The organism is Pantoea sp. ANP04, assembly GCF_041982285.1.
GTDB lineage: Bacteria > Pseudomonadota > Gammaproteobacteria > Enterobacterales > Enterobacteriaceae > Pantoea > Pantoea eucalypti.
On record NZ_JAUTYS010000001.1, the window covers coordinates 54,279 to 78,510 of the forward strand.

At 53.2% G+C, this 24,232-nt stretch carries 27 protein-coding genes and 1 tRNA gene; 16 read left to right on the forward strand and 12 right to left on the reverse strand.

Annotated elements, in window-relative coordinates:
* The first annotated feature begins 1 nt into the window (after position 1).
* From fliM to Q7C21_RS00285, 8 genes are all read left to right on the forward strand, one after another.
* Positions 2 to 1,009, forward strand: a complete 1,008-nt coding sequence (gene fliM, locus Q7C21_RS00250; protein ID WP_003854473.1) for a flagellar motor switch protein FliM — start codon at positions 2 to 4, stop codon at positions 1,007 to 1,009.
* The gene (gene fliN, locus Q7C21_RS00255; RefSeq protein ID WP_003854471.1) at positions 1,002 to 1,409 is read left to right on the forward strand and encodes a flagellar motor switch protein FliN; all 408 of its coding nucleotides are present in this window, start codon (positions 1,002 to 1,004) and stop codon (positions 1,407 to 1,409) included. The genes fliM and fliN overlap by 8 nt, the downstream gene beginning before the upstream one ends.
* 10 nt (positions 1,410 to 1,419) lie before the next feature.
* Positions 1,420 to 1,818 (forward strand): flagellar biosynthetic protein FliO, encoded by a 399-nt coding sequence (gene fliO / locus Q7C21_RS00260; RefSeq protein WP_003854470.1) that lies wholly within the window; start codon positions 1,420 to 1,422, stop codon positions 1,816 to 1,818.
* Positions 1,818 to 2,549, forward strand: a complete 732-nt coding sequence (fliP, locus tag Q7C21_RS00265; protein ID WP_031593200.1) for a flagellar type III secretion system pore protein FliP — start codon at positions 1,818 to 1,820, stop codon at positions 2,547 to 2,549. The genes fliO and fliP overlap by 1 nt, the downstream gene beginning before the upstream one ends.
* Before the next feature lie 26 nt (positions 2,550 to 2,575).
* On the forward strand, positions 2,576 to 2,845 hold the full coding sequence (gene fliQ / locus Q7C21_RS00270) for a flagellar biosynthesis protein FliQ (RefSeq protein WP_003854466.1): 270 nt from the start codon (positions 2,576 to 2,578) through the stop codon (positions 2,843 to 2,845).
* Positions 2,845 to 3,630, forward strand: coding sequence for a flagellar biosynthetic protein FliR (gene fliR, locus Q7C21_RS00275; protein ID WP_003854464.1), 786 nt, complete (start codon positions 2,845 to 2,847; stop codon positions 3,628 to 3,630). Before fliQ ends, fliR begins: the two co-directional genes overlap by 1 nt.
* A 624-nt stretch (positions 3,631 to 4,254) precedes the next feature.
* A complete protein-coding gene (gene rcsA, locus Q7C21_RS00280) occupies positions 4,255 to 4,890 on the forward strand; it encodes a transcriptional regulator RcsA (RefSeq protein WP_008926881.1) in 636 nt (211 codons plus the stop codon).
* Between the two features lie 141 nt (positions 4,891 to 5,031).
* Entirely contained in the window at positions 5,032 to 6,738 is a 1,707-nt protein-coding gene (locus Q7C21_RS00285) for a methyl-accepting chemotaxis protein (protein ID WP_003854460.1), read from the forward strand.
* 107 nt (positions 6,739 to 6,845) lie between these two features.
* Here Q7C21_RS00285 and dsrB read toward each other — a convergent pair whose 3' ends face one another.
* Together dsrB and Q7C21_RS00295 are read right to left on the reverse strand one after the other, a co-directional pair.
* Entirely contained in the window at positions 6,846 to 7,040 is a 195-nt protein-coding gene (dsrB, locus tag Q7C21_RS00290) for a protein DsrB (RefSeq protein ID WP_039659969.1), read from the reverse strand.
* Between the two features lie 62 nt (positions 7,041 to 7,102).
* Entirely contained in the window at positions 7,103 to 7,261 is a 159-nt protein-coding gene (locus Q7C21_RS00295; protein ID WP_003854456.1) for a YqaE/Pmp3 family membrane protein, read from the reverse strand.
* 316 nt (positions 7,262 to 7,577) lie between these two features.
* On the opposite strand from Q7C21_RS00295, the gene Q7C21_RS00300 reads away from it, so the two are divergent.
* The 3 genes from Q7C21_RS00300 to Q7C21_RS00310 all read left to right on the forward strand — a co-directional run bounded on the left by Q7C21_RS00300 (position 7,578) and on the right by Q7C21_RS00310 (position 10,206).
* Complete coding sequence (locus tag Q7C21_RS00300; RefSeq protein ID WP_375150253.1) at positions 7,578 to 7,796, forward strand: DUF2525 domain-containing protein; 219 nt, start codon at positions 7,578 to 7,580, stop codon at positions 7,794 to 7,796.
* Positions 7,797 to 8,163: 367 nt separating this feature from the next.
* Complete coding sequence (locus Q7C21_RS00305; RefSeq protein WP_039659967.1) at positions 8,164 to 8,955, forward strand: mannosyl-3-phosphoglycerate phosphatase-related protein; 792 nt, start codon at positions 8,164 to 8,166, stop codon at positions 8,953 to 8,955.
* A gap of 30 nt (positions 8,956 to 8,985) precedes the next feature.
* On the forward strand, positions 8,986 to 10,206 hold the full coding sequence (locus Q7C21_RS00310) for a glycosyl transferase (RefSeq protein ID WP_003854447.1): 1,221 nt from the start codon (positions 8,986 to 8,988) through the stop codon (positions 10,204 to 10,206).
* An 85-nt stretch (positions 10,207 to 10,291) separates the two neighbouring features.
* On the opposite strand, the gene Q7C21_RS00315 is transcribed toward Q7C21_RS00310, so the two are convergent.
* The 5 genes from Q7C21_RS00315 to Q7C21_RS00335 form a co-directional block, all read right to left on the reverse strand.
* On the reverse strand, positions 10,292 to 10,468 hold the full coding sequence (locus Q7C21_RS00315; RefSeq protein WP_003854445.1) for a YodC family protein: 177 nt from the start codon (positions 10,466 to 10,468) through the stop codon (positions 10,292 to 10,294).
* A gap of 188 nt (positions 10,469 to 10,656) precedes the next feature.
* Positions 10,657 to 10,788 (reverse strand): hypothetical protein, encoded by a 132-nt coding sequence (locus Q7C21_RS00320; protein ID WP_003854444.1) that lies wholly within the window; start codon positions 10,786 to 10,788, stop codon positions 10,657 to 10,659.
* 33 nt (positions 10,789 to 10,821) lie between these two features.
* Positions 10,822 to 11,733, reverse strand: a complete 912-nt coding sequence (locus Q7C21_RS00325; protein ID WP_003854441.1) for a DUF808 family protein — start codon at positions 11,731 to 11,733, stop codon at positions 10,822 to 10,824.
* Between the two features lie 11 nt (positions 11,734 to 11,744).
* Complete coding sequence (locus tag Q7C21_RS00330) at positions 11,745 to 12,020, reverse strand: hypothetical protein (protein ID WP_003854439.1); 276 nt, start codon at positions 12,018 to 12,020, stop codon at positions 11,745 to 11,747.
* 51 nt (positions 12,021 to 12,071) lie between these two features.
* Positions 12,072 to 12,551 carry a very short patch repair endonuclease gene (locus Q7C21_RS00335; protein ID WP_003854438.1) on the reverse strand — a complete coding sequence of 160 codons (480 nt, stop codon included), beginning with the start codon at positions 12,549 to 12,551 and terminating at the stop codon, positions 12,072 to 12,074.
* Positions 12,552 to 12,741: 190 nt separating this feature from the next.
* On the opposite strand from Q7C21_RS00335, the gene dcm reads away from it, so the two are divergent.
* Complete coding sequence (gene dcm / locus Q7C21_RS00340) at positions 12,742 to 14,118, forward strand: DNA (cytosine-5-)-methyltransferase (RefSeq protein WP_039659965.1); 1,377 nt, start codon at positions 12,742 to 12,744, stop codon at positions 14,116 to 14,118.
* A gap of 43 nt (positions 14,119 to 14,161) precedes the next feature.
* On the opposite strand, the gene Q7C21_RS00345 is transcribed toward dcm, so the two are convergent.
* Entirely contained in the window at positions 14,162 to 14,443 is a 282-nt protein-coding gene (locus Q7C21_RS00345) for an Arc family DNA-binding protein (protein WP_003854433.1), read from the reverse strand.
* 71 nt (positions 14,444 to 14,514) lie between these two features.
* Positions 14,515 to 15,219 carry a phosphohydrolase gene (locus Q7C21_RS00350; RefSeq protein ID WP_003854432.1) on the reverse strand — a complete coding sequence of 235 codons (705 nt, stop codon included), beginning with the start codon at positions 15,217 to 15,219 and terminating at the stop codon, positions 14,515 to 14,517.
* A 611-nt stretch (positions 15,220 to 15,830) separates the two neighbouring features.
* Between Q7C21_RS00350 and Q7C21_RS00355 the strand changes: the two genes are divergently transcribed.
* The 3 genes from Q7C21_RS00355 (at position 15,831) to Q7C21_RS00365 (ending at position 17,632) form a co-directional block, all read left to right on the forward strand.
* Complete coding sequence (locus Q7C21_RS00355; protein WP_003854430.1) at positions 15,831 to 16,508, forward strand: hypothetical protein; 678 nt, start codon at positions 15,831 to 15,833, stop codon at positions 16,506 to 16,508.
* Between the two features lie 171 nt (positions 16,509 to 16,679).
* Positions 16,680 to 17,453 (forward strand): DgsA anti-repressor MtfA, encoded by a 774-nt coding sequence (gene mtfA / locus Q7C21_RS00360; protein WP_008926889.1) that lies wholly within the window; start codon positions 16,680 to 16,682, stop codon positions 17,451 to 17,453.
* 103 nt (positions 17,454 to 17,556) lie between these two features.
* Positions 17,557 to 17,632: transfer RNA gene (locus Q7C21_RS00365), tRNA-Asn, on the forward strand.
* 401 nt (positions 17,633 to 18,033) lie between these two features.
* On the opposite strand, the gene Q7C21_RS00370 is transcribed toward Q7C21_RS00365, so the two are convergent.
* From Q7C21_RS00370 to Q7C21_RS00380, 3 genes are all read right to left on the reverse strand, one after another.
* Entirely contained in the window at positions 18,034 to 18,189 is a 156-nt protein-coding gene (locus Q7C21_RS00370) for a hypothetical protein (RefSeq protein ID WP_003854427.1), read from the reverse strand.
* A 140-nt stretch (positions 18,190 to 18,329) separates the two neighbouring features.
* On the reverse strand, positions 18,330 to 19,442 hold the full coding sequence (locus Q7C21_RS00375; protein ID WP_375150254.1) for a lactonase family protein: 1,113 nt from the start codon (positions 19,440 to 19,442) through the stop codon (positions 18,330 to 18,332).
* Positions 19,443 to 19,635: 193 nt separating this feature from the next.
* Positions 19,636 to 21,045: an EmmdR/YeeO family multidrug/toxin efflux MATE transporter gene (locus Q7C21_RS00380; protein ID WP_003854424.1), complete on the reverse strand. Its 1,410-nt coding sequence runs from the start codon at positions 21,043 to 21,045 to the stop codon at positions 19,636 to 19,638.
* Between the two features lie 465 nt (positions 21,046 to 21,510).
* On the opposite strand from Q7C21_RS00380, the gene Q7C21_RS00385 reads away from it, so the two are divergent.
* Positions 21,511 to 22,965 carry an AMP nucleosidase gene (locus Q7C21_RS00385; protein WP_039659960.1) on the forward strand — a complete coding sequence of 485 codons (1,455 nt, stop codon included), beginning with the start codon at positions 21,511 to 21,513 and terminating at the stop codon, positions 22,963 to 22,965.
* Positions 22,966 to 24,232 lie beyond the last annotated feature (1,267 nt).

Genomic DNA, 24,232 nt, shown 5'->3' on the forward strand with positions numbered 1-24,232 from the left:
AATGGGCGATAGCATTCTTTCCCAGGCTGAAATTGACGCCCTTTTAAACGGCGACAGTGGCAGCGCGGAAGAAGAAAAGAAACAAAACGGACCGGAAGGTGATATTCGTCCTTACGATCCGAATACCCAGCGCCGCGTGGTGCGCGAGCGTTTGCAGGCGCTGGAGATTATTAACGAGCGTTTTGCCCGTAGTTTCCGTATGGCGCTGTTTAACCTGCTGCGCCGTAGCCCGGATATCAGCGTCGGGGCGATCAAGATTCAGCCGTATCATGAGTTTGCCCGCAATCTGCCGGTGCCAACCAACCTGAACCTGATCCACCTGAAACCGTTGCGTGGTACAGCGCTGGTGGTGTTCTCACCAAGCCTGGTGTTTATCGCTGTCGACAACCTGTTTGGTGGCGACGGACGTTTTCCGACGAAAGTTGAAGGCCGTGAGTTTACCCATACCGAGCAGCGCGTTATTCGCCGCATGCTGAAGCTGGCGCTGGATGGTTACAGCGACGCATGGAAAGCCATTTATCCACTGGACGTTGAGTATGTACGTTCAGAGATGCAGGTAAAGTTCACCAACATCACCACTTCACCGAACGATATCGTGGTTAACACGCCGTTCCAGGTGGAGATTGGTAACCTGGTGGGTGAGTTTAATATCTGCATCCCGTTTTCAATGATTGAACCGCTGCGCGAGCTGCTGGTGAACCCACCGCTCGAAAACTCTCGTCAGGAAGATAACCACTGGCGCGACAACCTGGTCAAACAGGTGCAGCACTCTGAGCTGGAATTGATTGCGCACTTTGCCGAAACCTCACTGCGTCTGTCACGGATTTTGCAGCTGAAACCCGGTGACGTGCTGCCGATTGAGAAGCCGGAACGCATTATCGCCCATGTCGATAGCGTCCCGGTCTTAACCAGCCAATATGGCACGATGAATGGTCAGTACGCGCTCCGTGTCGAACACCTGATTAACCCGATTTTGAATTCGCTGAACGAGGAACAGCCCCATGACTGACAGTAATAAACCGTCTGACGATATCTCTGCGGACGATCTGTGGGCTGAAGCGATGAATGAGCAGGTCGGCAGCAGCAGTGCGCCGCAGACCGACGACGTCTTCAAATCATTCGACAGCGGCAACGTCGCTGGATCGCTGCAGGATATCGATCTGATTATGGATATCCCGGTGAAACTCACCGTGGAACTGGGTCGCACCAAAATGACCATTAAAGAGCTGCTGCGTTTAACGCAGGGTTCGGTGGTCTCGCTGGATGGCCTGGCAGGTGAACCGCTTGATATTCTGATCAACGGCTACCTGATCGCTCAGGGTGAAGTTGTCGTGGTGAACGACAAATATGGCGTGCGCATCACTGACATCATCACCCCATCTGAACGTATGCGTCGTCTGAGTCGCTAAGAGTCACATTATGAATAGCCAGAATCAAACGCTGCAACCGGCTGCACCGCACGCTCAGGCGATCTCAACCGGCTCTATGCTGGCTCAGGTCAGCAGCGTATTAGCCGTAATTATCTTATTGATTCTGGCCTGCGCCTGGCTGGCACGCCGTGTCGGCTTCGCGCCGAAAAAGGTCAGCAGCCAGGAGCTTAAACTCACCGCCAGCGTATCGGTGGGCCAGCGTGAGCGGGTGGTGATTATCGATACCGCCGATGCCCGTCTGGTGCTGGGCGTCACCGCACAGCAGGTTACCCATCTGCACACGCTGCCGCCGGGTGAACCGGTCGCTGTGACGCCGGTGAACAGTGCGCCACAGGATTTTCGTCAGCTGTTACAGAACCTGGTTAAACGTCCCGGAAAACCACAATGATGCGTCGACTGCTTCCTTTACTGCCACTGCTGTTACTGGCACCGGTTGCCCATGCCCAGCTGCCGGGCCTGGTGAGCCACTCACTGCCGAACGGCGGTCAGAGCTGGTCCCTGCCGGTTCAGACGCTGGTTTTTATCACTGCACTGACCTTTATTCCGGCCGTGCTGCTGATGATGACCAGTTTCACCCGCATCATCATCGTGTTTGGCTTACTGCGTAACGCCCTTGGCACGCCCTCGGCGCCGCCTAACCAGGTGCTGCTTGGACTGTCGCTGTTTCTGACCTTCTTTATTATGGCGCCGACGTTCGACAAAATTTATCAGGACGCTTATCTGCCATTCAGTCAGGACAAGATCAGCATGGATGTGGCGATCGATAAAGGCGCCCAGCCACTGCGCGAATTTATGCTGCGTCAGACCCGCGAAGCCGATTTAGCGCTGTTTGCCCGTCTGGCGAATACCGCCCCAATTGCCGGCCCTGAAGCGGTGCCGATGCGCATTCTACTGCCCGCCTATGTCACCAGCGAGTTGAAGACGGCGTTCCAGATTGGCTTTACCGTGTTTATCCCGTTCCTGATCATCGATCTTGTGGTTGCCAGTGTGCTGATGGCGCTGGGAATGATGATGGTCCCGCCAGCGTCTATCGCGCTGCCGTTTAAACTGATGCTGTTTGTTCTGGTCGATGGCTGGCAACTGCTGGTCGGTTCACTGGCGCAAAGCTTCTACTCCTGATCCCCCTTTTCTTACCGGAGCAACATATGACACCTGAATCAGTAATGGTAATGGGACAGGAAGCGATGCGCGTCGCCCTGATGCTGGCCGCCCCGCTGCTGCTGGCAGCCCTGGTCAGTGGCCTGCTGATCAGCCTGATCCAGGCGGCGACCCAGGTCAACGAACAGACCTTATCCTTTATTCCTAAGATTCTGGCCGTTGCCACCACCGGTATCATTGCCGGTCCGTGGATGCTGAATCTGCTGCTGGATTATATCCGCACCGTCTTTACTAACCTGCCATACATCATCGGCTGATGATTACTCTCGATAGCAGCCAGCTGGTTCATTGGGTCAGCCAGTTCTTCTGGCCTCTGGTGCGCATCATGGCATTATTCGCCACTGCTCCCATCCTCAATGAACGATCTATCAGCAAGCGTGTCAAAATCGGTCTGGCGGTGATGATCACCTGGCTGGTCATGCCGCTGTTACCGGCTGTTAATGTGACGCTGTTTTCACCTCCCGGCTTTCTGCTGCTGATTCAGCAGATGCTGATAGGTATTGCCCTCGGCTTCACCATGCAGTTCGCGTTTGCGGCTGTGCGCCTTGCCGGTGAAGTGATTGGTTTGCAGATGGGCATCTCGTTCGCCACCTTTTTCGATCCCGGCAGCCGCCTGAACATGCCAGTGCTGGCCCGTTTTCTCGACATGCTGGCGATGCTGCTGTTCCTGACCTTTAACGGGCATCTGTGGCTGATTTCGCTGCTGGTGGACAGTTTTCATACGCTGCCGATTGGCGGTGAGCCGGTAAATGCCAACGCGTTTATGGCGCTGGTGAAGTCAGGCGGATTAATTTTCCTTAACGGCATGATGTTAGCGCTGCCCTTAATCGTTTTGTTACTCATGGTAAATCTGGTACTGGGTTTGTTAAATCGTGTTTCACCACAGTTATCAATCTTCGCAATTGGCTTCCCTATTACCTTATCAGTTGGAATTTTAACCATCAGCTTGCTGATGCCCCTGCTAGCCCCGTTCTGTGAACGTTTATTCGGTGAAATTTTTGATTTACTCGCCCTGTTCCTGACAGAACTATCCCGTCCCTGAACATTAAGTTTCTAACTACCTTTGCAAAATGACACTTAAGTATCACAAAACCATCCATGCATCTTCAGAACCATGTTTTCCAGAATGCAACTAAGGAAATTCTGATAAACGTGCGCAGAGTCTGAAAATAATTCTTATTAAACCGGGCTTCGCGTATTTTAGTTGGGTGGTTCACAGAAGCGGTCAGACTGTGAATGTGCAGGCTAAATCGGCAAATCACTGTATTTACAAGAAAAAATTCTTTAAGTGATTTTTCTTGTTAAAAAAGTGTTTTTCCGGCATTGTCAACGCACGTTGAGACTTCACACTTTCGTAAAACAAATGTTTTTGAGAATTGTCCTATCAGAAAACGCTTTGTTTTCTAGGATAGTGATACAGCTCTCAAAAATGAGTTTTACTGCTTCCGACACTTCACTGGCACTCCCCCGCCATGGTCGGAGAGTGTGTGACGTCATGGCGGCACAAAATTTTTGCAGAACGGGTCAGGGATGAAGACTTTTACGGGCGGTTGCCTGTTGCCAAACTGCACGAGCAGAATAAAAAGTATCTAAGAAATCTCTCTCGTACCGCAACGCGTATTCATCGTTGATTTAAACGGATAACAAATTGGTGAGGGTCGCTATTATGCCAACTATTATTATGGATTCCTGCAACTACACACGCCTGGGATTATCAGACTATATGTCTTTAAAAGGAGTTAAGAAGAAAAATATCTCTTCTGTCTCCGATATTGAGCAACTACAGCAGAAATGTGAGCAATTAAATCCTGGTGTCGTCTTTATTAATGAAGATTGTTTCATTCATGAGTCAGATTCCAGTGAACGTATTCGCAGTATTATTACGCAGCATCCGGACACACTGTTCTTTATATTCATGGCGATTAGCAATATCCATTTTGAGGAATATCTCTACGTTCGTAAGAACCTGATTATTACATCAAAATCGATGAAGACATCGACCCTGGACTCCTTACTCGGCACCTATTTGCAGAAGAAGCTTAACCAGTCTGCACGCATCTCTTCTGGCATGGATGTTCATCCATTAACGTTGAGCCAGACTGAGTCAAACATGCTGAAGATGTGGATGTCAGGTCATGATACCATTCAGATCTCAGATAAAATGCAAATTAAGGCCAAAACGGTATCGTCACACAAAGGTAATATTAAACGCAAAATCAAAACCCATAATAAGCAGGTTATTTATCATGTGGTGCGTTTGACCGATAATGTGACCTCGGGTATTTACGTTAATATTCGCTGATCGTAAATCCTGAAGAACCGGCCGGTATGGCCGGTTTTTTTTTGCACTAAATTGCGATCCATGTCTCATTCTTACTGCTAACCTTTTTCGCTCTTTTGCCGATGTTATGCCTTATAACAACAGCCTCAAGAGAGCAAGGATATGAACACTGCATTAGATAATGATGGACAGAAAAGCGCTGGCATCTGGCAGAATCTCCGCCTGGTGCCGCTGTTTAGCCTGATCTTCGGCGGCATTTTGCTGCTGTTCGCACTCTGCATTGGTGTCGCCAGTTACTTTCTGATTTTAAGCAACCACTCACTTGATGATGCCACGGACGAAATTCAGGTTCGTATGGGCCTTTCTAACAGTTCAAACCACCTGCGTACTGCGCGACTGACCATTATTCAGGCGGGTGCCGCCGCGCGTATCGGTGAAATGGACGATTTTCGTGCCAATATCGCCGCCGCTGAAAAACGTATTCAACAGGCAAAGCAGGGGTTCGCGGTCTATATGGCGCGTGTAGTGAAGACGCCAGCAGACGTTGAACTGGACGCCACACTGCAGACCCGCTTCAACAATTACATCAATAAAGGCCTGATACCGATGATCGATTCCGGTAAACAGGGCAGTTTTGAGGGCATTATCGCTCAGGAGACGGACGTTACCCGCAAGCTGGATGACGAGTACAACGCGGTATTACTCAAAGCGATCAAGATTCGTACTGACCGCGCCAATGCCATTACCGCTGAAGCGGATCAGCAATCGCGCATCGGCTTTATCTCAATGGCTGTGGCGTTCAGTGCCGCACTGGTGCTGGTGCTGCTGACCTTTGTGTTCCTGCGCCGCGTGGTCATTAGCCCCCTGCGTCAGTCTGTGCTGCGTATCGAGCGTATTGCGCAGGGCGATCTGACCTCCGCCCCCCTGCCCTTTGGTCGCAGTGAGATTGGTACACTGATCCACAATCTGCAGCTGATGCAGCAGTCGCTGGTGACCACCGTGGGTACGGTGCGTGAAGGCGCAGTGGCCATTTATCAGGGTTCCAGCGAAATATCAGCCGGTAACACCGATCTCTCATCCCGTACCGAGCAGCAGGCAGCGGCACTGGAGCAGACCGCAGCCAGCATGGAACAACTTACCGCCACAGTGAAACAGAACGCCGAGAATGCGCATCACGCCAGTCAGCTCGCCGCAGATGCCTCAGGCAAAGCGCGCAGCGGAGGCGATCTGGTCAATAATGTCGTGAAAACCATGACCAATATTTCCGGCAGCTCGAAGAAAATCGCTGAGATCACCAATGTCATTAATAGCATTGCGTTCCAGACCAATATTCTGGCGCTGAACGCGGCGGTTGAAGCGGCACGGGCCGGTGAACAGGGACGTGGTTTTGCGGTGGTAGCGAGCGAAGTGCGAAATCTGGCCCAGCGCAGTGCGCAGGCTGCTAAAGAGATAGAATCTTTAATAGCGGAGTCGGTTACGCTGATCAATGACGGTTCGCATCAGGTCGGCGCGGCCGGGAACACGATGGGTGAAATTGTAGAAGCAGTCCGTCGCGTCACCGACATTATGTCAGAGATTGCAGCAGCGTCGGATGAACAGAGCCGTGGCATTCAGCAGGTGAGCCAGGCGGTTACCGAGATGGATAACGTTACCCAGCAGAACGCCTCTCTGGTGGAAGAAGCTTCAGCCGCAGCAGCCTCGCTTGAAGATCAGGCCGGTAAATTAACACAGGCGGTAGCCGCATTCCGCCTGCACGACTCCCCCGCTACCGCAGGTGTGGCTCCACGCGCCGCTGCACCACTCAAAACACCGGCACTGGCAGCACGTCCTGCGCTCGCCACCGGTACTGATAACTGGGAAACCTTCTAAGCTCTTCGGCAATCATCCCGGGCGGGCGACGACTGCCGGGGGATTACCAACAGCAAAAAGCCGCGTTTCCGTATACGGAAACGCGGCTTTTTTATTGCGCCTCAGGTTCAGGCATCGTGGCAAGGCTCTACAAAAATGCCATCCGGCTGGTTTGTTTCATTAAAAAACCAGATACCCAATGGGTAATCTTCCAGCGCCACTAAAAACATAGTGCCTTCATTGAATGGCTCCATAGCCAGAATGTTGCCTGTGCGACGTGGGCCGCCATCGGTTTTAACGCTGACGCGGTCATTTACCTTCATTTCGGTTCTCCAGATAATATCCTGAATACAGTCTAAACGAAGAACCGTGCCAATGCAGCGCGTTACCGGCGGGCAATAACCCAGACGGCGTGAATGATGCCCGGGATATAACCACAGATCGTCAGCAGGATGTTCAGCCAGAATGCGCCGCCAAAACCAACCTGCATAAACACGCCCAGTGGTGGCAGCAATATCGCGATAATAATTCGTAAAATGTCCATGACCATTCCTTTAGGTATTGATAAAAATCAGCTTTATTATCAACTATAGCTGAATATGCTCTGTCAGGACATAAAGTCAGGTAAATCTGAGTAAGGATAAAGTTTTGCAGTATCTTAACGTTTTACCGCAAGATTTCTTACGCGCCTCGCCTATACACTTCCCTGACTGCACCACCCCAATAGGTGCAGCCAACATGCAAGTAACAAGGATTTTGCCCGCGCAGCGCGGGCTTTTTTTTGCCTGAAATTTGCCCGCGCCCGCCTTTCTGCATCAGGTTCTATACTCAATATTCTGTTTGCTCTCAGGAGTCAGAAAATGAAAGACGAAATGCAGCACAGCGAGGGTCAGCCGTCAGATTTACAGGTTGATATCGAGGGTTTACTAACGGCTATTCAGGCCAGAACGTCTGGAGAAATTCGGGAGTATATGGATCAGGACCAGCAGCCACGGCTGGAAGTTGAAAGCCGGGTTTTTCACTCCTACACCGAACTGGCAGAGGCGTTTGAGATCGACATTTCGAATTATCGCGCCTGAGAATTTGATGGCTGAAATCGATTTCAAAAAAATACCCGGCGGGAAGGCCGGGTAAAAAACTCATTCGTTACACCAGGGAATTCTTAACACCTCTGCAGATTACCCTATCCCTGGATTGAAACAAGCATCAGATATGCACATTTTTGCAACATGTCAGACAGATATGGAAAAATGTTACCGGAAACACCGCGCCAGCTGGTCATTGCGCCCCGCACACTTCATGCATCCCTCGGATTATTGCGACCTGGTTTTAAGAATTATCCTGGATTTCGGGCCAATGACGCAGGAAAAAAAGTGTGAGCCATATTCAACTATAATATTGAAAAATCGCCGCTTTAGCCGCGAACGTGATGAAAGGAGCCTGTTAATGCCCGATCTCCACCAGCCGTTAATGGTTATTACCGATCTGGATGGTTCACTACTGGACCATCATACCTATCGCTGGGATGCGGCCACCGAGTGGCTCAACACGCTGAAACACCATGCGGTTCCGCTGGTGATCTGTTCCAGCAAAACAGCCGCCGAAATTATTCCGCTGCAAAAAAGGCTCGGCATCAGCGGTTCGCCGTTTATTTCTGAGAATGGCGCAGTGATACAGACACAGGATCAACAGCGGATTCGCCTGCCTGACAACACGCTGACTTATGACAACCTCTGTCTGCGCCTGGCTGCTTTAAAAAAAGATTTTCGCTTTACCGGTTTTCATGACTTCTCTGATCCGGAAGTTGCCTCAATGACTGGATTAAGCGAAGCGGAATCAGCGCTGTCCCGTCAGCGCGACGCTTCTGAAGTCATTGTCTGGCGCGACAGTGACGAAGCCTTTGATCGTTTTCATGACGCACTACGCGCTCAAGGCCTGGCGCTGACCCAGGGCGGACGTTTCTGGCATGTCCTGCCCGCCGGGAGCGGCAAAGGCGAAGCGCTACGCTGGCTGCTGGATCACTTCCCCGGAGAGACACGCACCACAATCGGCCTGGGCGACGGGCCTAATGATGCGCCGATGCTGGATGCGGTTGATTATGCCGTGGTGATTAAAGGCTACAGTAAAACGCCGGTGACACTCAGCCGGACCAACCCTGCTCAGGTTTATCACACGGCTCATCATGGCCCTGAAGGCTGGCGTGAAGGGCTGGACTATTTTCTGACTCAATCTCAATAAGCTGCCCACGGGCATTAAAAGGATGATGCGATGAGTGACTTTTACCAGAATGGCGTAATCACTAACTTCCACAACCTTACCCACCGCAGTGTGGAGTCGCTGGAAAAAGAGATGGTACGCTTTGCCCGCAAACGCAAAATGGGGCTGATCCTGCCATCGCTATTTTCTGAACTTGAAGGCCCGGCGCTGACAAAAATCGTTGATGAACTGGCTAAAGTGCCTTATCTGGATGAAATCGTGATTGGTCTGGACCGTGCCGACCGCGACCAGTTCCTGTTTGCCCGCGAATTCTTCTCCCGTCTGCCGCAACGGCATCGCATTCTGTGGAACGATGGCCCACGCCTCAAGGCGATCGATGCGGAACTGGATAAAGAGGGTCTGTCACCCACCAATCCGGGTAAAGGCCGCAATGTCTGGTTTTGTACCGGTTATACCCTGGCGTCGGACCGCACCAGCTGTGTGGCATTGCATGACTGCGATATTGTCACCTATGAGCGCGGCATGCTGGCCCGTCTGCTTTACCCGCTGGCAAACCCGGCGTTTCAGTATGAATTCTGTAAAGGGTTCTATGCGCGGGTTGCGGATGGCAAGCTTAATGGCCGCGTAGGCCGTCTTCTGGTCGGGCCGCTGCTGCGCTCGCTGCAGAAAGTCTATGGCCATTCCGAATATCTGGATTATCTGTCGAGCTTCCGCTATCCGCTCTCCGGCGAGTTCGCTATGCGAACCCATGTGCTGAACGGCATTAAAATCCCCGGCGACTGGGGGCTTGAGATTGGTGTGCTGTCAGAGATTTACCGCAACTACACCACCCGTCAGTCGTGCCAGGTGGAAATCGCCGATAATTACGATCACAAGCATCAGCCACTGGCGGAAGATGATGGCACCGGCGGCCTGAAGCGTATGAGCAGCGATATCGTCCAGTCACTGCTGCGTAAGCTCGCCACCATGGGTGTGCCGTTGACCAGCGACTCGTTTCGTGTTTTGAAGGCAACCTATTACCGTAATGCGCTGGATATGATGGAGACCTATAACCACGAAGCGGCGATGAACGGGCTGAAGTTTGATCAGCATGTGGAAGAGGCAGCAGTAGAGATGTTTACCCAGTCCATTCTGGAAGCGGGCCAGGCTTTTATTGAGCGACCTAACGATAAGCCGTTTATACCGAGCTGGAGCCGTGTCCAGTCTGCTTTTCCGGACGTGCTGCAGCGTATCTATCAGGCCGTTGAAGAGGATAACGACGGGAATGTCTGAAACAGGACGGCACAGGGACGTGCCGGGCCATCAATAAACTTTAAGCGGGCCTGGCGGGTCACTGGACCCACAGGCCTGTATGCTATTAGCTCGCCAGTTGCTCAGGATTCAGGGCGCTCAGCTCATCACTACGAAAGGCTTCACTGCGCACAGCATAACCGTCGTACCAGCGGCATTCCACCATGCCACTCGCGAAGCCGGTCACCACCATCGTCTGTCCCTGTTCCTTGTGCTGCACTTCTTCACTGATTGCGAAAACCATATTGCGCTCCTTTGTTTACCTGTGTGTTATTAACCTGAGTGACTATTTTCTTTATAGCAGGCGAAGAAGGTTCCTGCCTGTTAAGGCACGCAAAAAAAGGGCAAATTCGCAATTAATCAGCTGGATATGCGGAAAATAAAAAAAGCGGATAAAAACTTATCCGCTTTGATGAAGTCTTGACGCTGACGTCAGATTTTACAGCCTTCGCAATCGGCTTCGTCGCCGAGATCATCCGGCACTTCGCTGGCTTTTTTCTCCGCTTTCGCTTCAGCCTGCTCAAGTTGTGCGTCGATATCAAATTCAAACATGTCGTCGTTCATCGTCATTCTCCTGACCGTAAATCACAGTGCGCTTTATACCGATTTTCCGCGCACTCTGGCAATAAGGTTAACCACTAACAGCACGATCGACCCAATGATAAAACCAAGCACCAGGTTTGCGCCATTACTCAGGAGCATGGCGATCCAGCCGTTAAAGCCGCTGCTGACTTGCCCGATGAGGTGATGCAGCGGTTCAATGCCATGCACCACGATGCCACCACCCACAAGGAACATCGCGATGGTGCCGACCACTGAAAGAATCTTCATCAACCAGGGCGCTGCAGCCAGCAGCACGCTGCCGATGCCCTGCGCAAGCCGCGAGGTTTTTTCACGCAGCCAGAAGCCAAGGTCATCAATTTTCACGATGGCGGCCACGATGCCGTACACGCCAATGGTGACCAGAATCGCGATGCCCGCCAGAATAATCACCTGGTTAAGCAGCGGTGCGTCCGACACAATCCCTAAGGTAATCGCGACAATTTCAGCAGAGAGAATGAAATCCGTGCGCACCGCCCCTTTGATCTTCTTCTTCTCGAACTCTGCCGCATTCTCTTTAGCCAGTGAGTCAAGTCGCTGCTTGCGCGCTTCCGGTGATTTGCTCTGCTTATCCTGTTGTAGCGTGTGCATGACCTTTTCAACGCCTTCGTAACAGAGATAGGCCCCGCCAATCATCAGCAGCGGCGTGATAAGCCAGGGCGCAAACGCAGAGATGACCAGCGCCATGGGCACCAGGATCAGTTTGTTGAGGAACGAGCCCTTGGCAACGCCCCAGACCACAGGCAGCTCACGATTGGCTTTTACGCCGGTGACCTGCTGTGCATTCAGCGACAGATCGTCGCCCAGTACGCCAGCGGTTTTTTTTGCCGCCACTTTCCCCATGACGGAAATATCGTCCAGAAGTGTTGCAATATCATCAAGTAAAGTCAGTAAACTGGTGCCTGCCAAAATTCTTATCCTTAGTCTGGTTCGTTATGTTGACAACATGGGCAGCGCTCAATTTCCGTAACGGTCATCTCTGCAATGCCCTCACAATCCCACTCCACCCGTACCGTCTCACCTGCTTTGCCTTCAGCATGCAAATATTTGCTGACCGGGCTTTCGGTCATGCCGGTAATCTCCTCCGTGGCAATAAGCCTGTCACCGCAGTAGACCCGCGCAGTCGCTTTGGTGTTAACCATCCGCTCGTCACGAATCTGATAGAGGCGTTTTACCGTCAGTTTTATGCTGCTCATTTAGGCTCCTGGCCACGGAGAAAGCGCAGATCTAACCAATTATGTTCCTGATTAGCAATCAGCGTTGTAATGATGAATACCCTGATGGTCGACCTCGGCACTCTCCGACATCGCCATCAGCCACTCCTCCAGCCGCTCCAGCAGATCCTGATCCGTCAGGCGCAGTTTGCCCCGTAGCGCACACTCCCAGATGATCAGTACTTTCCAGCCGCCCTCCTGCAGCTGGCGCACATAGCGCCGATCACGTTCAACATTGCTGTTGATTTTGCCGGTCCAGAACTCTGTTCGCGTCGCCGGCATCTTAAACAGATAGCAGTGATGGCGATGCCAGAAACAGCCATGAACGAAGATGATTGCCTGCTGTTCTGTCAGAACGAAATCAGGCCGACCCGGCAGGTTTTTATCCTGCACGCGAAAGCTGAATCCCCGGTCTTTCAGCAACAGTGCAATACGTTGCTCAATGGCCGTATCCTGAGCGCGAATAGCACGCATATTTTTGCTGCGCGTTTCGCTGGAGTGAACATCAGCCATAACCTCTCCTTTTTTGCTGGTTCTGTAACTTTAGTCTGCGCCACGAAAAGCGAAAGCTGTCGCCGGATGAGTTCGGAGAGTATGCCGCAAAAACAGAACTTTCCGGGGCGCTGGCACGGGGCACATCCCGGCAATTTCCTCATAGCGTCTGGAGTGATAGCATAGGCGCCTTACTGTTAAGGAAAAACGCATGCATTCCGCCGCTCTCGCTGCCCCACTCTCTGCTGCACCCTCATCTGCTGACGCGTCTGAGCTTGTTCAGCAGGTGCTGGCAATCTATTCAGTTCGTGATCTTACGGCCCGCCTGCATCAGGCAGGGTTTTCCTGCTGGACGCCATCACTGCTGAACCGGATCCGTCAGGGTAAAAGCGCCTTGCCGCCGTTGTGCGAGGCGGAGCTGTCGCTGCTGCAAAGTCTGCTGCCGACCCGACCGGCCCATTATGATAATCCTGAGTTTCGTTTCATCGATCTTTTTGCCGGGATTGGCGGCATTCGTAAAGGATTCGAGGCAATTGGCGGCAAGTGCGTCTTCACCAGTGAATGGAATAAAGAGGCGGTTCGCACTTACAAAGCCAATCACTACAGCGATCCGCTGGAGCATCACTTTAATACCGATATCCGTCAGGTTACCCAGCCGGAAGGTCTGACCGATGACGACGCGATTTACCGCGCGATTGATGCGGCGATCCCTGATCACCAGGTACTGCTGGCGGGTTTTCCCTGTCAGCCCTTTTCGCTGGCGGGCGTCAGCAAGAAAAATGCGATGGGACGCGCGCACGGTTTTGAGTGTCAGGTGCAGGGCACGCTGTTTTTCGATGTCGCCCGTATTCTGGCCGCCAAGAAACCGCCCTTCTTTGTGCTGGAGAATGTGAAAAACCTTAAGAGCCATGATAAAGGCCGCACCTTCGCCATTATCATGGAGACGCTGGATGAGCTGGGCTATGACGTGGCCGATGCCGGAGCCGGTAGCCCGGATGCCAAAGTGATCGACGCGCGTCACTTTCTGCCACAGCATCGCGAACGCATTGTGCTGGTCGGTATCCGCCGCGACCTGAAGAAGCAGGACTTTACGCTACGCGACATCCGGCGTTTCTATCCGGCGCAGGTGCCCAGCCTGCAGAGCCTGCTGGAGCGCGCGCCAGACGACAAATATATTCTGTCGCCGGTGTTATGGCGCTACCTCTACCAGTATGCGAAAAAACATAAAGCGAAAGGCAATGGCTTTGGTTTTGGTCTTAACGATCCGCGTAATCCTGATTGCTGCGTGCGGACGCTGTCGGCGCGGTACTATAAAGATGGCTCAGAAATTCTGATTGACCGCGGCTGGGACAGCGCTGTTGGCGAAGCAGCGTTTCAGGATGCAGACAATATGGCACGACGGCCCCGTCGTCTCTCCCCGCGCGAGTGCGCCCGTCTGATGGGCTTCGATGTGCCTGGCCGTGAGCCGTTCCGCATTCCGGTCTCGGACACGCAGGCTTATAAACAGTTTGGGAACTCGGTGGTTGTGCCGGTGTTTGCGGCAGTCGCGCAGCTGCTGCTGCCACATATACGTCAGCTGAAATCGTAATGGTTCTGAAATAAAAAAACCCGTCCTGCGACGGGTTTCTGTTTTATTTCTTCTTCTTGCTCTGTTTCTTGAGCAGCAGACGAATCTGCTTCAACTCGCTGGCGCTCAGTCCATCGGATTTCACGTCAGTGGCACCTGATCCCTCAGTCCCCTCTTCGGTGATGTCCTGATTATCAATCGCCGGATGGGGATGCGTTTCCAGACTGGCCTGCAATCGTTGCACAATTTCCTGACTCATTGAAATCTGGTTTTCCAGCGCCAGCTGTTTAATCGTTTCTTTCAACTCAGGATCAATTTTAATTGTTAAATTAACAGTTTCGGTCATCGGGCAGCTCCTTTTTGTTATCGCTACACGCTACCGGATGCCCGTTTCGATTAATATACTGTCATAAAAATTTAATATTCAGTTTTCAATGGGGTGAAGTCACGCAGTACGCCCTCATCCAGCCCCACCAGATTGCCCTGCAGTTCGGCATAAAGTTTCGCCATGTAGCGCACCAGGAAATCGGCGTTATGCTCAGCTAACATGCGGCCGGTTTCGGTGTGCATGGTTTCCGGCAGGCGCAACAGCTTCTTCTGGAAATGGTCCAGCGTCCACTTAACATCATTCAGCTCGCGATCTCTGCCCAGCGGGTCCTGACTGTCAAATAACGGGCGATTCAGCGCACCCGCCGTGTAAAAAACGCGTGCCAGTCCGATTGCGCCCAGTGACTCCAGCCGGTCAGCATCCTGGACGATTTTAGCTTCCAGTGTCTGAGGCGGTATGCCAGCACTGAAACTGTGAGTTTTAACGGCATGCATCACCGCATCAATCTTCTCAGCAGGGAAATCGAGAAAGTCCTGCTGCAGAATGCGCTGGGTTTCCGTGGCGGCATAGGTTGAGGCGAGATGACGTTCCGGATGATTTTTTGGCAGATTAACCACATCGTGAAAATAACAGGCGGTGAGCACTACCAATGGATCAGCGGGTGTACCCGTCATGATTCGCTGCGCGCTCATCCAGACGCGCCGTAAATGGGCAATATCGTGCGCGCCGTCGTCGTGGATCCAGTTCGCCTGAAACCAGCTTTCATAGCGAGATTGCCAGAGTGTGAGTGACATAGTCTATCTCCCTGTAGTGACCGACAGCAGATTCTCTGTCGTGTTCAGTGCACGAACGGCAAGCCATCATAGCGACTGGCTAATGACACTTTTTTTACAGTGCTGTTGAAAAGAGCGGCGCTGCCAGTTTTTCGGGCAGAAAAATGAGATCTGGATCATCTGTATAGCATCTCTGTTACACAATAACCGCAATTTCGGCGGTTTTCAGCCTTTCCTCAGTGAATTGCTGCTAAGAAAATTAGTTTAACAGCTGTAATGTTTTGTCGATGTTTAACCGATAATACAGACCCTGTTTAACTTTTTTTTGTCACGTGTTTAATTGTAAAACTGTGCACAAAAGCAGGTGAAAAAGTCTGAAAAGGTTCCTATTTTTATCGTTATAACGTACTGTATCCGGGCTAATCGTCGTGTTGCGTCCATGATATCTAAAGCGTTGGTGCGCTTTTTGCATTTTGAGTTTTTTTAATACCCAACGTGACAACTTTAAAGTGACTGTCAGGCGACAAATTATTAAGCAAATTGATTTAAAGCTTTTATGATGACTCTGAGATGTGACGTGAATGGATGTTTACAGCAGTAACCGGGTTCTACTAATAAAAAAGAGGTAATCAATGAAAGAACGGCCGATTCTTTTTTCCGAACAGCGTGTTCGTGCCCTGTTGGTTGGCCAGCAAACGCAAACCCGGCGCATTATGAAAACTCAGGCTTTCGGTCCGGGACAGGATCATCACGAGGGCGTGCACGCCTTCGATGTGAGTGCTAACCATCTGCACGGCTACAAAATGATGTCGATGGCTGACATCAGCTATCAATGCCCCTATGGCAAACCGGGTGACATACTCTGGGTGCGTGAAACCTGGCGTGGCCCAATGGTGCCAGAGAGCGATCTGGCCGAATATGAACGTGACCCGACGCCGTTTCGCCTGCCGGAATATTGCCAGTATCGGGCCGACAGTAATGAGCTGGGTCAGCATGCACTGAGTACGCCAGAGGCCGAAGAGTTTGGCTGGCAGACCGCCATCCATATGCCTCGCTGGGCCAGCCGTATCAACCTCGAAATTACCGGCGTCCGCGCGGAGAAAATTCAGGACATCAGTGAAGATGACATCCGGGCAGAGGGCGTACAGACCGATTCGCACTTCCTGAATAACTTCTTCACCATGAACGCCAACTCAGAATCGCCTAAAGAGGCGTATCGCAAAGCCTGGGAAAAACAGTACGGCGCGACCAGCTGGGAAGTGAATCCCTGGGTCTGGGTCATTGAATTTCAGCGCATCGAACGCAACTAATGCTTTAGCCCTGCGCTTTGCGGGTTGAATCACAGACAACGGTCGCGCTAACGGGTTGAATAGACAGCCTTCAGCCCTGTAGCCAGCAACTGGTGCCAGCATTCGATGCTGGCATTTTTATATCTGCCGCGTCAGGATAGTGAAATAGTCCGATTCTGTGCGGGAGTTGCGATGTTTAAATGGCCCTGGAAAACGCATGACGACATGCTGGCTACATTACCGTGGCAGCAGGGTCTGGCACAGCCGGTATTCAGCCTGCTCAGCAATGACGAGCAACAGGCGTTGGTTGAGCTGGCAAAGCGCTTTCTGCAGCAGAAAAAACTGGTGCCTCTCGAGGGTGCACAGCTGGATGAACTGCGCAGCGTGCGCATCGCCCTGCTCTTTTCTCTGCCTGTCCTGAAGCTGGGTCTGGAGTGGCTGGACGGTTTTCACGATGTGCTGATCTATCCCGAGCCATTCGAGGTCGACGATCACTGGCAGGATGAGCATGGGCTGGTTCACAGTGCGCCTGCCGTTCACTCAGGACAGAGCTGGACACAGGGACCGGTAGTCCTCAACTGGCTGGATATTCAGGACTCCTTTGACCTCTCCGGCTTTAATCTGGTTATTCATGAGGTGGCACATAAGCTGGATGCGCGCGGCAGTGGTTACACTAGCGGTGTTCCGGTGATACCGCTGCGAGACGTGGCGCAGTGGGAAAAGGATTTGCGTGCCGCGATGGCAGAAATTGAGAGTGAGGTCGAGCTGGTGGGCGAACAGGCTGCCACTATTGATCCTTATGCCGCCAGCGATCCGGCTGAGTGCTTCGCTGTGCTCTCAGAATATTTCTTTACGGCCCCGGTCCTGCTGGCAGAACGCTTTCCCGCCATGTATCAGCATCTGCGACAGTTTTATCAGCAGGATCCGCTGACCCGGATCGCTACTGACACGGCGCAAACTGCTTAAATCCCGATCGCTTTGCGTTAAACCTAGCCAGTTGAATGATAATGTATTTTTTGCTGTTGACACCTTAGAGCGACGCCGTTAATATTCGCCTCGTTCAAACGATTCCTCTGTAGTTCAGTCGGTAGAACGGCGGACTGTTAATCCGTATGTCACTGGTTCGAGTCCAGTCAGAGGAGCCAGAATTAGAGAAAGCAGATATCTTCGGATATCTGCTTTTTTGCTTTATACCCGTTGGATATCCCTTCCTTCATATTTATCCCCTTTCAATTAAAAACACGTCATCCCACACCCTTTTTTAGATATGCATTTTGGCAATGGTTGTTCCATTTCATTATTGGCCAATAAGCGGTAGATGCCGTTATGCCATTAAGTTGTCTCAAAGAAAAAACGCCGGGCTTTTTAGATCTGAGATTGATACTCGTGGCGTAAGAGACGTTCAGGAGACGTCATTATTGTTTTGCCTGAGTGCATTTTTGCCAAATTGAACCTCTACTCATCAACGGACTCAGCCTCTCAATCCCCTTGCGTAAAAAAGCCCGCTCAGATTACGGGCCTTCAAACACACAAAACACAACAACCACTATTTTTCATGATAGCGATGCACAGCCGGATAATATTCCAGCCCATACAGCTGGCTAAGCGGCAGCAGCAGCTCGACGTTGATATCATGCCCATGCTGACTCACTCCGGGGCCACTCAGCAGCTGTTCAAACCAGGCTATCAGTTTCTGTTTCATCTCAGGTTCTCCGCATCGGTTGATGCCCTGAGTAAACCTGCTTGTGCGCGCAATCTGAAGCAAAAATTTCTGCGCTGCTTATGCCGGAGATGGCATAAGCAGCCTGCCCGGCTCATTAGCCAGCGCCAGAAACAGCCCTGTTAATGTGTAATCAGCGTCACCCAGTTCGCGCCTTTACCAGCAGGTGCTTCAGCGACCCGTTTCAGTTCGCCGCTGGCAGGATCGATAGCGTAACTGCCAATCACGGCACTCTTCTCGCCGCTGACGATCAGCCATTTGCCCTTTGCATCGATAGCTATACTGCGCGGCTGTTTTTCAACCGGCCAGCTGCCGATTAGCGTTAACTCACCGGATTGTTTATCCACCCGGTAGCCGCTGACGGTGCTGGAGGTGCGCTCGGTCACGTAGATAAATTGCCCATCCGGCGTAATTTTGATGTCTGCCGCCCAGATGCGCGGTGTCGGATCGCTGTAACCCGCCGGGCGCTGCTCGCCATGCTGCAGGTTATATTTCTTCGCCACCGCATTTGGCCAGCGTTTCAGCTCTGACAGCGAGCCATCCGCTGCACGTCGGAATTGCGTGATGGTGCCGCTCATCTCCGCGAGGTTGTAGAGAAAACGATTATCTGGCGAAATCACGGAATGTCGTGCGCCGCTGTTTTTCTCGCCCTGAACAAAACCGGTGCCCAGTGGCGTGATGGCCCCGTCACTGGCAAAGGTATATTGCAGCACCCGATCCGCGCCAAGATTGCCAACGTAGAGTGAATGGTTAGTGACGTCGGTAATTACGGAATGGGCATGGGGCCCGGTTTTCACTTCGCCCGTGACCTGCGCGGTCACAATCCCTTTGTCATCAATCCGGTTGCTGGTGACGATATCGCTGTCATAGGAGGCGGCCAGCAGATAGCGTCCGCTCTTATCAGTGGTAATCCACGGGAAGCTGGCTGCAACCGGCGTTACCGCCAGTTTCTGCAAATCACCCTGCGGCCCGGTAACGCGCCAGCTGATGATCGAATAAGGCGGACTGCGCAGCACACCATAGAGATGTTTACCATCCGGGCTGGCCGCCAGCGGCATGATTTTTTTTCCGGCCGGCGTATCGCCCCACCATTTCAGGCTGCCGTTCGCCTCACTGAGCTGATAGCGGGAAACGGTGCCGGATTCAGCATTCGACACATAGACAAAGGTTGTCGCCCACAGCGGGCAGCTACACAGCAGCGGCAGAAGTGCCAGTGCCGTTTTGAGACGGATCATAGGGTCACCTTGATAAGTAGTCTCTGCGTCAGTGCGCAGCAGGCATTACGCTAACCCCGTCTGATGAGGCTGGCTTTGTGCAACTGTCTGAATTTAGGACCAGAAGTCTGGAGATGTGACGGAGATGTTATTTTTTGGGGCGGGAATGAGATTTAACGCCTCCCCCAGAATCAGGGAAGGCGTAAGCAGAACGCTAACCGGTTTTGGCGATCATCTTCCGGTAGCGATCGAGCCACTTACCGCTATTGAGCCGCCACCAGAAGAAGATGCCGCGCACCGTCCAGTCGAGGAACATCCCCAGCCAGACACCGGTGACGCCCATCCCAAGCACAATGCCGAGCAGATAACCGGCCACCACACGGGCGCACCACATGCTGAACATTGAGACATACATGGTGTAACGCGCATCACGCGCGCCCTTAAGTCCGGCGGGCAGCACCCAGGACGCGGCCCATAGCGGCATAAAGAGCGCGTTAAGCCAGAGCAGGTGCTTCGTTACGTTTATCACCTCCGGATCGCTGGTATAGAAGCGGGCCAGTAACCCGGCCAGCGGTACGGTCAACAGCGCTATCGCACTCAGACATGCCGTCGCCAGCCAGAAAACATGCCGCACCTGGCGTTCCGCCTGGAACACCTGATTCCGGCCTAATCGTGTGCCGGTAATAATGGTGGATGCAGAGCCCAGCGCATTGCCCGGCAGGTTGATCAGGGATGCAACAGAGAACGCGATGAAGTTACCGGCAATTTCACTGGTGCCCATCCCTGCCACAAAGACCTGGGTCAGGAGTTTGCCGCCGTTGAACAACACAGACTCGATACTGGCAGGCACACCTATGCCTAAAACTTCCATCAGGATGCTGCTGTTCCAGCGCCGGAAATAGCTCGATAGCGTGATTTTCAGCGAGGCGTTAAAGCCGATCATCAGCACGTAAATCACCGCGATCGCCCCGATATAGCGGGTGATGGTAAGTCCGAGTCCGGCCCCGACAAAGCCTAAACCGTCCCACGAGAAGCAGCCATAAATCAGCACGCTACTGATGATGATGTTCAGGATGTTCATGCCGCCGTTAATCAGCATCGGAATTTTGGTGTTGCCTGCACCGCGCAGCGCCCCGCTGCCGATCAGTGTGATGGCCGCAGCCGGATAGCTCCAGGCGGACGTCTGCAGATAGCTCAGCGCCAGTTCTTTCACTTTGGGATCGGCTGCACCGGCGATCGCATCGACAATCAAATGGCCCCAGAACTCAATGGCGATCACCAGCACAAAGGCGAGTATCGTCATCATAGCCAGCGACTGTCGCGTGGCGGCGCGGGCGCGCTTCCCGTTGCGTTTTGCCAGGCTGAATGCCACCACCACCGTGGTGCCGAGATCGATGGCGGCAAAGAATGAGATGATCACCATGTTGAAGCTGTCAGCCAGGCCCACGCCTGCCATCGCTTCTTTACCCAGCCAGCTGACCAGGAAGGTGCTCAGAACGCCCATCAACAACACACAGGCGTTCTCGAAGAAGATAGGCACTGCCAGTGGCGATATTTCACGCCAGTAGAGCGTGCGATAAGAGCGGCGTTTTGGATACCACGCCGTGCGCCTGATCGCCTGCATCACTGCTACGCCGGGATTTTGCAAAGGATTACCAAATCAGAAGTGACTGGATAGGAGATCTAATGATGATAGGGGGCTGAGAAATATGCAAAGTCTTTCCGGCGCAAATTAATCATGGTTACAAACTTTTTAATCCCGTTACGGCAGATTCTGCCTCACCGCCCTGTCCGCTGTAGCAATTCTGATTATTTACCTGACGTTATGATCGATTACCGCCGGCTTGCATAAGGCTGCTTTACGGCGCATTCGTCATCCGTAACGCAGTTAATGACGGCTAATCATCCTGTCTGATAGTAAAGATTTACTTAACGGACCTCAGTGCGACTGACTCATCCTTAAAACCGTACTGCTCAGATTTCCCGCTTTGTTAGCGCGTAAAATCAGCAATCACAGATTCTTCACCAATCTCTGCAGCAAACCCGCTAAGCTTGGGGCAAATTGCGGAAAAAAATGGAAGGAGAAACCATGCCGACACTACGGAAAAACCTGACCAGCCAGCAGGCGCTGGATGAACTTGAACGCCTCTACGACAGTGCCGTTGATGCGCTGCGTGCGGCGATTAAAGTCTTCACCGAAAACGGCACGCTGCCGGATGAGGCCGATCGGGCAGCGGGACTGTTTGTCTACCCCGAGCTGCGCATCACCTGGCACGGCGAAGGCCCGCAGCAGAACCGCACACGTGCCTGGGGACGTTTTACCCACACCGGCAGTTACAGCACTACCGTCACCCGTCCGGCGTTGCTGCGTCACTATATTGCGGAACAGCTGGCAATGCTGGAGAAGGAGTATCAGCTGGAGATTGACGTGGTGCCGTCCAGCCAGGAGATCCCCTATCCTTACGTGATCGACGGCTCCGATCTGTCACTGGATCGTACCATGAGTGCCGGTATTGCACGCCACTTCCCGACCACCGAGCTGTCACAGATTGGCGATGAGACCGCCGACGGTCTGTTCCACGCTGACGCCAAATTCCCGCTGTCGCATTTTGACGCACTGCGCACCGACTTCTCGCTGGCCCGCCTGCGTCATTACACCGGCACCAGCGTGGAGCACTTCCAGCCGTTTGTGCTGTTCACTAACTACACCCGTTATGTTGACGAGTTTGTGCGCTGGGCGATTGAGCAGGTACGCGATCCCAATACCCCTTACGACAGCCTGGCCTGTGCCGGCGATGTAGTGCTGACCTCGGACACCGCCGACAGTGAGTCGATGCTTTCTGATCTGGCGTGGAAGAAGCACCAGATGCCAGCCTGGCATCTGACTTCGCCGAATCGCCGTGGTATTACGTTGATCAATATCGGCGTCGGCCCGTCGAATGCTAAAACCATCTGCGATCATCTCGCGGTAATGCGCCCTCACGCCTGGCTGATGATTGGTCACTGTGGCGGTCTGCGTGAGAGCCAGCGAATTGGCGATTACGTGCTGGCCCACGCCTATCTGCGTGACGATCACGTGCTCGACAGCGTGCTTCCGCCAGACATCCCGGTGCCTAGCATTGCCGAAGTGCAGCGCGCGCTCTACGACGCCACAAAAGCTGTGAGTAATATGCCTGGCGAAGAGGTGAAGCAGCGTCTGCGTACTGGCACCGTGGTGACCACTGACGATCGCAACTGGGAGTTACGTTACTCCGCGTCGGCTCTGCGCTTTAACCTGAGCCGCGCCGTCGCAGTCGATATGGAGAGCGCCACTATTGCCGCGCAGGGTTATCGCTTCCGTGTGCCGTATGGCACGCTGCTGTGCGTTTCGGATAAGCCGCTGCACGGCGAGATTAAGCTGCCTGGTCAGGCGAACCGCTTCTACGAAGGGGCGATTTCGGAGCATCTGCAGATTGGCATTCATGCGGTTGAGTTGCTGCGCGCCGAGGGTGATAAGTTGCATTCGCGTAAGTTGCGGACGTTTAATGAGCCGCCTTTCAGGTAAGTTTTTCGCCGCTGGCGAGGGGGGGATGTTCGCTGCGCGAACGGGCTAAGGTGCACGCAGGTGGCTGAGGTGTTCGCTGCGCGAACGGGCTATGAGAGGGTTTCGTTCGCCTGGTGAGCTGGCCAGTTTCAGTTACGCCTCTGCAGGCGACCAACAAGGGGGCGCCAGTCGCCGCGCCCCCTTGACCCCGGGCTCCGGCCTGCTTCACCGCCGCTTCGCGGTTCCTTCGCTTCTTCCGGATTTCTTACGGACCGGCGGGACGCGCCATCCCTGGCGCGAACCCGCCTCTTCGCGGCATCCCTGCCGCTCGTCCTGAAATCCCTCATCCGCTCAGCGGCTCTGACGGCCTCCTTCCCCGCTTTTATCTCTTCTTTTTGTACTGGGTACGTCATCGCTGTAAGTCTGAAGGATTATCTGTGTCTCTCTGCCGGGCAGGAAGAATGGCCTTCTACCCTCGCTGATATCGCTTATTTTTGTGTTGGGTATGTCACCGGTGCAAGTCTGAAGGATTGCCTGCGGTTTTGGCCTGCCAGGAAGAATGCACTTCCACCCTATCTACTTTTATCTCTTCTTTTTGTGTTGGGTAAGTAATTGCTGCGAGTCTGAAGGATTGCCTGCGGTTTTAAGCCTGGCAGGAAGAATGGCTCTTCACCCTATCAAATGTTGCCTCTTCTTTTTAATGCTGGTGCATTGCCGCTGATGGTTTTCAAAATTAGCTTTGGCTTTCAAACCACCAGACAACGCTATGTCCGATAAAAACCAGGATATTAAAGGCGGGGGTTTACCTGAGGCATCCGAAGCGCTGAGGAACAACCGGAGGCAAGGATGAGCCGACAGGACGTCGGCGAAAGGACGGAACGCGCCAGGGAAGGCGCGTCCGGACGGTCCGCAGGCCGCAGGGCGTGACGAAGGGACCCCGCAACGCGGGGCGCGCAGGCTGCCGGACGCCGGGATTGTTAAGGGCCGGGCGTACGCCCCTTAACGCGTCCGCCTGCACGGACAACCTGAAACTCCCCACCGCCTGGCGGGCGTAACCTGCTCAGTGGGCAGGCACCGCGCAACGTAACATTGTCATAGCAGGCCCGCTGCAAAGCGAAACCAGTGCAGCTCTTCCCCCGCTTTCAGCGGCCTGAACTCCCCCACCGGGCAGGAAACCCACCGGCTGGGGTTTCCCCGAGGCATCCGAAGCGCTGAGGAACAACCGGAGGCAAGGATGAGCCGACAGGACGTCGGCGAAAGGACGGAACGCGCCAGGGATGGCGCGTCC

Coding starts and splice junctions, on each gene's coding strand:
- fliM (WP_003854473.1), top strand. CDS start 2: ATGGGCGATAGCATTCTTTCCCAGGCTGAAATTGACGCCCTTTTAAAC.
- fliN (WP_003854471.1), top strand. CDS start 1,002: ATGACTGACAGTAATAAACCGTCTGACGATATCTCTGCGGACGATCTG.
- fliO (WP_003854470.1), top strand. CDS start 1,420: ATGAATAGCCAGAATCAAACGCTGCAACCGGCTGCACCGCACGCTCAG.
- fliP (WP_031593200.1), top strand. CDS start 1,818: ATGCGTCGACTGCTTCCTTTACTGCCACTGCTGTTACTGGCACCGGTT.
- fliQ (WP_003854466.1), top strand. CDS start 2,576: ATGACACCTGAATCAGTAATGGTAATGGGACAGGAAGCGATGCGCGTC.
- fliR (WP_003854464.1), top strand. CDS start 2,845: ATGATTACTCTCGATAGCAGCCAGCTGGTTCATTGGGTCAGCCAGTTC.
- rcsA (WP_008926881.1), top strand. CDS start 4,255: ATGCCAACTATTATTATGGATTCCTGCAACTACACACGCCTGGGATTA.
- Q7C21_RS00285 (WP_003854460.1), top strand. CDS start 5,032: ATGAACACTGCATTAGATAATGATGGACAGAAAAGCGCTGGCATCTGG.
- dsrB (WP_039659969.1), bottom strand. CDS start 7,040: ATGAAGGTAAATGACCGCGTCAGCGTTAAAACCGATGGCGGCCCACGT.
- Q7C21_RS00295 (WP_003854456.1), bottom strand. CDS start 7,261: ATGGACATTTTACGAATTATTATCGCGATATTGCTGCCACCACTGGGC.
- Q7C21_RS00300 (WP_375150253.1), top strand. CDS start 7,578: ATGAAAGACGAAATGCAGCACAGCGAGGGTCAGCCGTCAGATTTACAG.
- Q7C21_RS00305 (WP_039659967.1), top strand. CDS start 8,164: ATGCCCGATCTCCACCAGCCGTTAATGGTTATTACCGATCTGGATGGT.
- Q7C21_RS00310 (WP_003854447.1), top strand. CDS start 8,986: ATGAGTGACTTTTACCAGAATGGCGTAATCACTAACTTCCACAACCTT.
- Q7C21_RS00315 (WP_003854445.1), bottom strand. CDS start 10,468: ATGGTTTTCGCAATCAGTGAAGAAGTGCAGCACAAGGAACAGGGACAG.
- Q7C21_RS00320 (WP_003854444.1), bottom strand. CDS start 10,788: ATGAACGACGACATGTTTGAATTTGATATCGACGCACAACTTGAGCAG.
- Q7C21_RS00330 (WP_003854439.1), bottom strand. CDS start 12,020: ATGAGCAGCATAAAACTGACGGTAAAACGCCTCTATCAGATTCGTGAC.
- Q7C21_RS00335 (WP_003854438.1), bottom strand. CDS start 12,551: ATGGCTGATGTTCACTCCAGCGAAACGCGCAGCAAAAATATGCGTGCT.
- dcm (WP_039659965.1), top strand. CDS start 12,742: ATGCATTCCGCCGCTCTCGCTGCCCCACTCTCTGCTGCACCCTCATCT.
- Q7C21_RS00345 (WP_003854433.1), bottom strand. CDS start 14,443: ATGACCGAAACTGTTAATTTAACAATTAAAATTGATCCTGAGTTGAAA.
- Q7C21_RS00350 (WP_003854432.1), bottom strand. CDS start 15,219: ATGTCACTCACACTCTGGCAATCTCGCTATGAAAGCTGGTTTCAGGCG.
- Q7C21_RS00355 (WP_003854430.1), top strand. CDS start 15,831: ATGAAAGAACGGCCGATTCTTTTTTCCGAACAGCGTGTTCGTGCCCTG.
- mtfA (WP_008926889.1), top strand. CDS start 16,680: ATGTTTAAATGGCCCTGGAAAACGCATGACGACATGCTGGCTACATTA.
- Q7C21_RS00370 (WP_003854427.1), bottom strand. CDS start 18,189: ATGAAACAGAAACTGATAGCCTGGTTTGAACAGCTGCTGAGTGGCCCC.
- Q7C21_RS00375 (WP_375150254.1), bottom strand. CDS start 19,442: ATGATCCGTCTCAAAACGGCACTGGCACTTCTGCCGCTGCTGTGTAGC.
- Q7C21_RS00380 (WP_003854424.1), bottom strand. CDS start 21,045: ATGCAGGCGATCAGGCGCACGGCGTGGTATCCAAAACGCCGCTCTTAT.
- Q7C21_RS00385 (WP_039659960.1), top strand. CDS start 21,511: ATGCCGACACTACGGAAAAACCTGACCAGCCAGCAGGCGCTGGATGAA.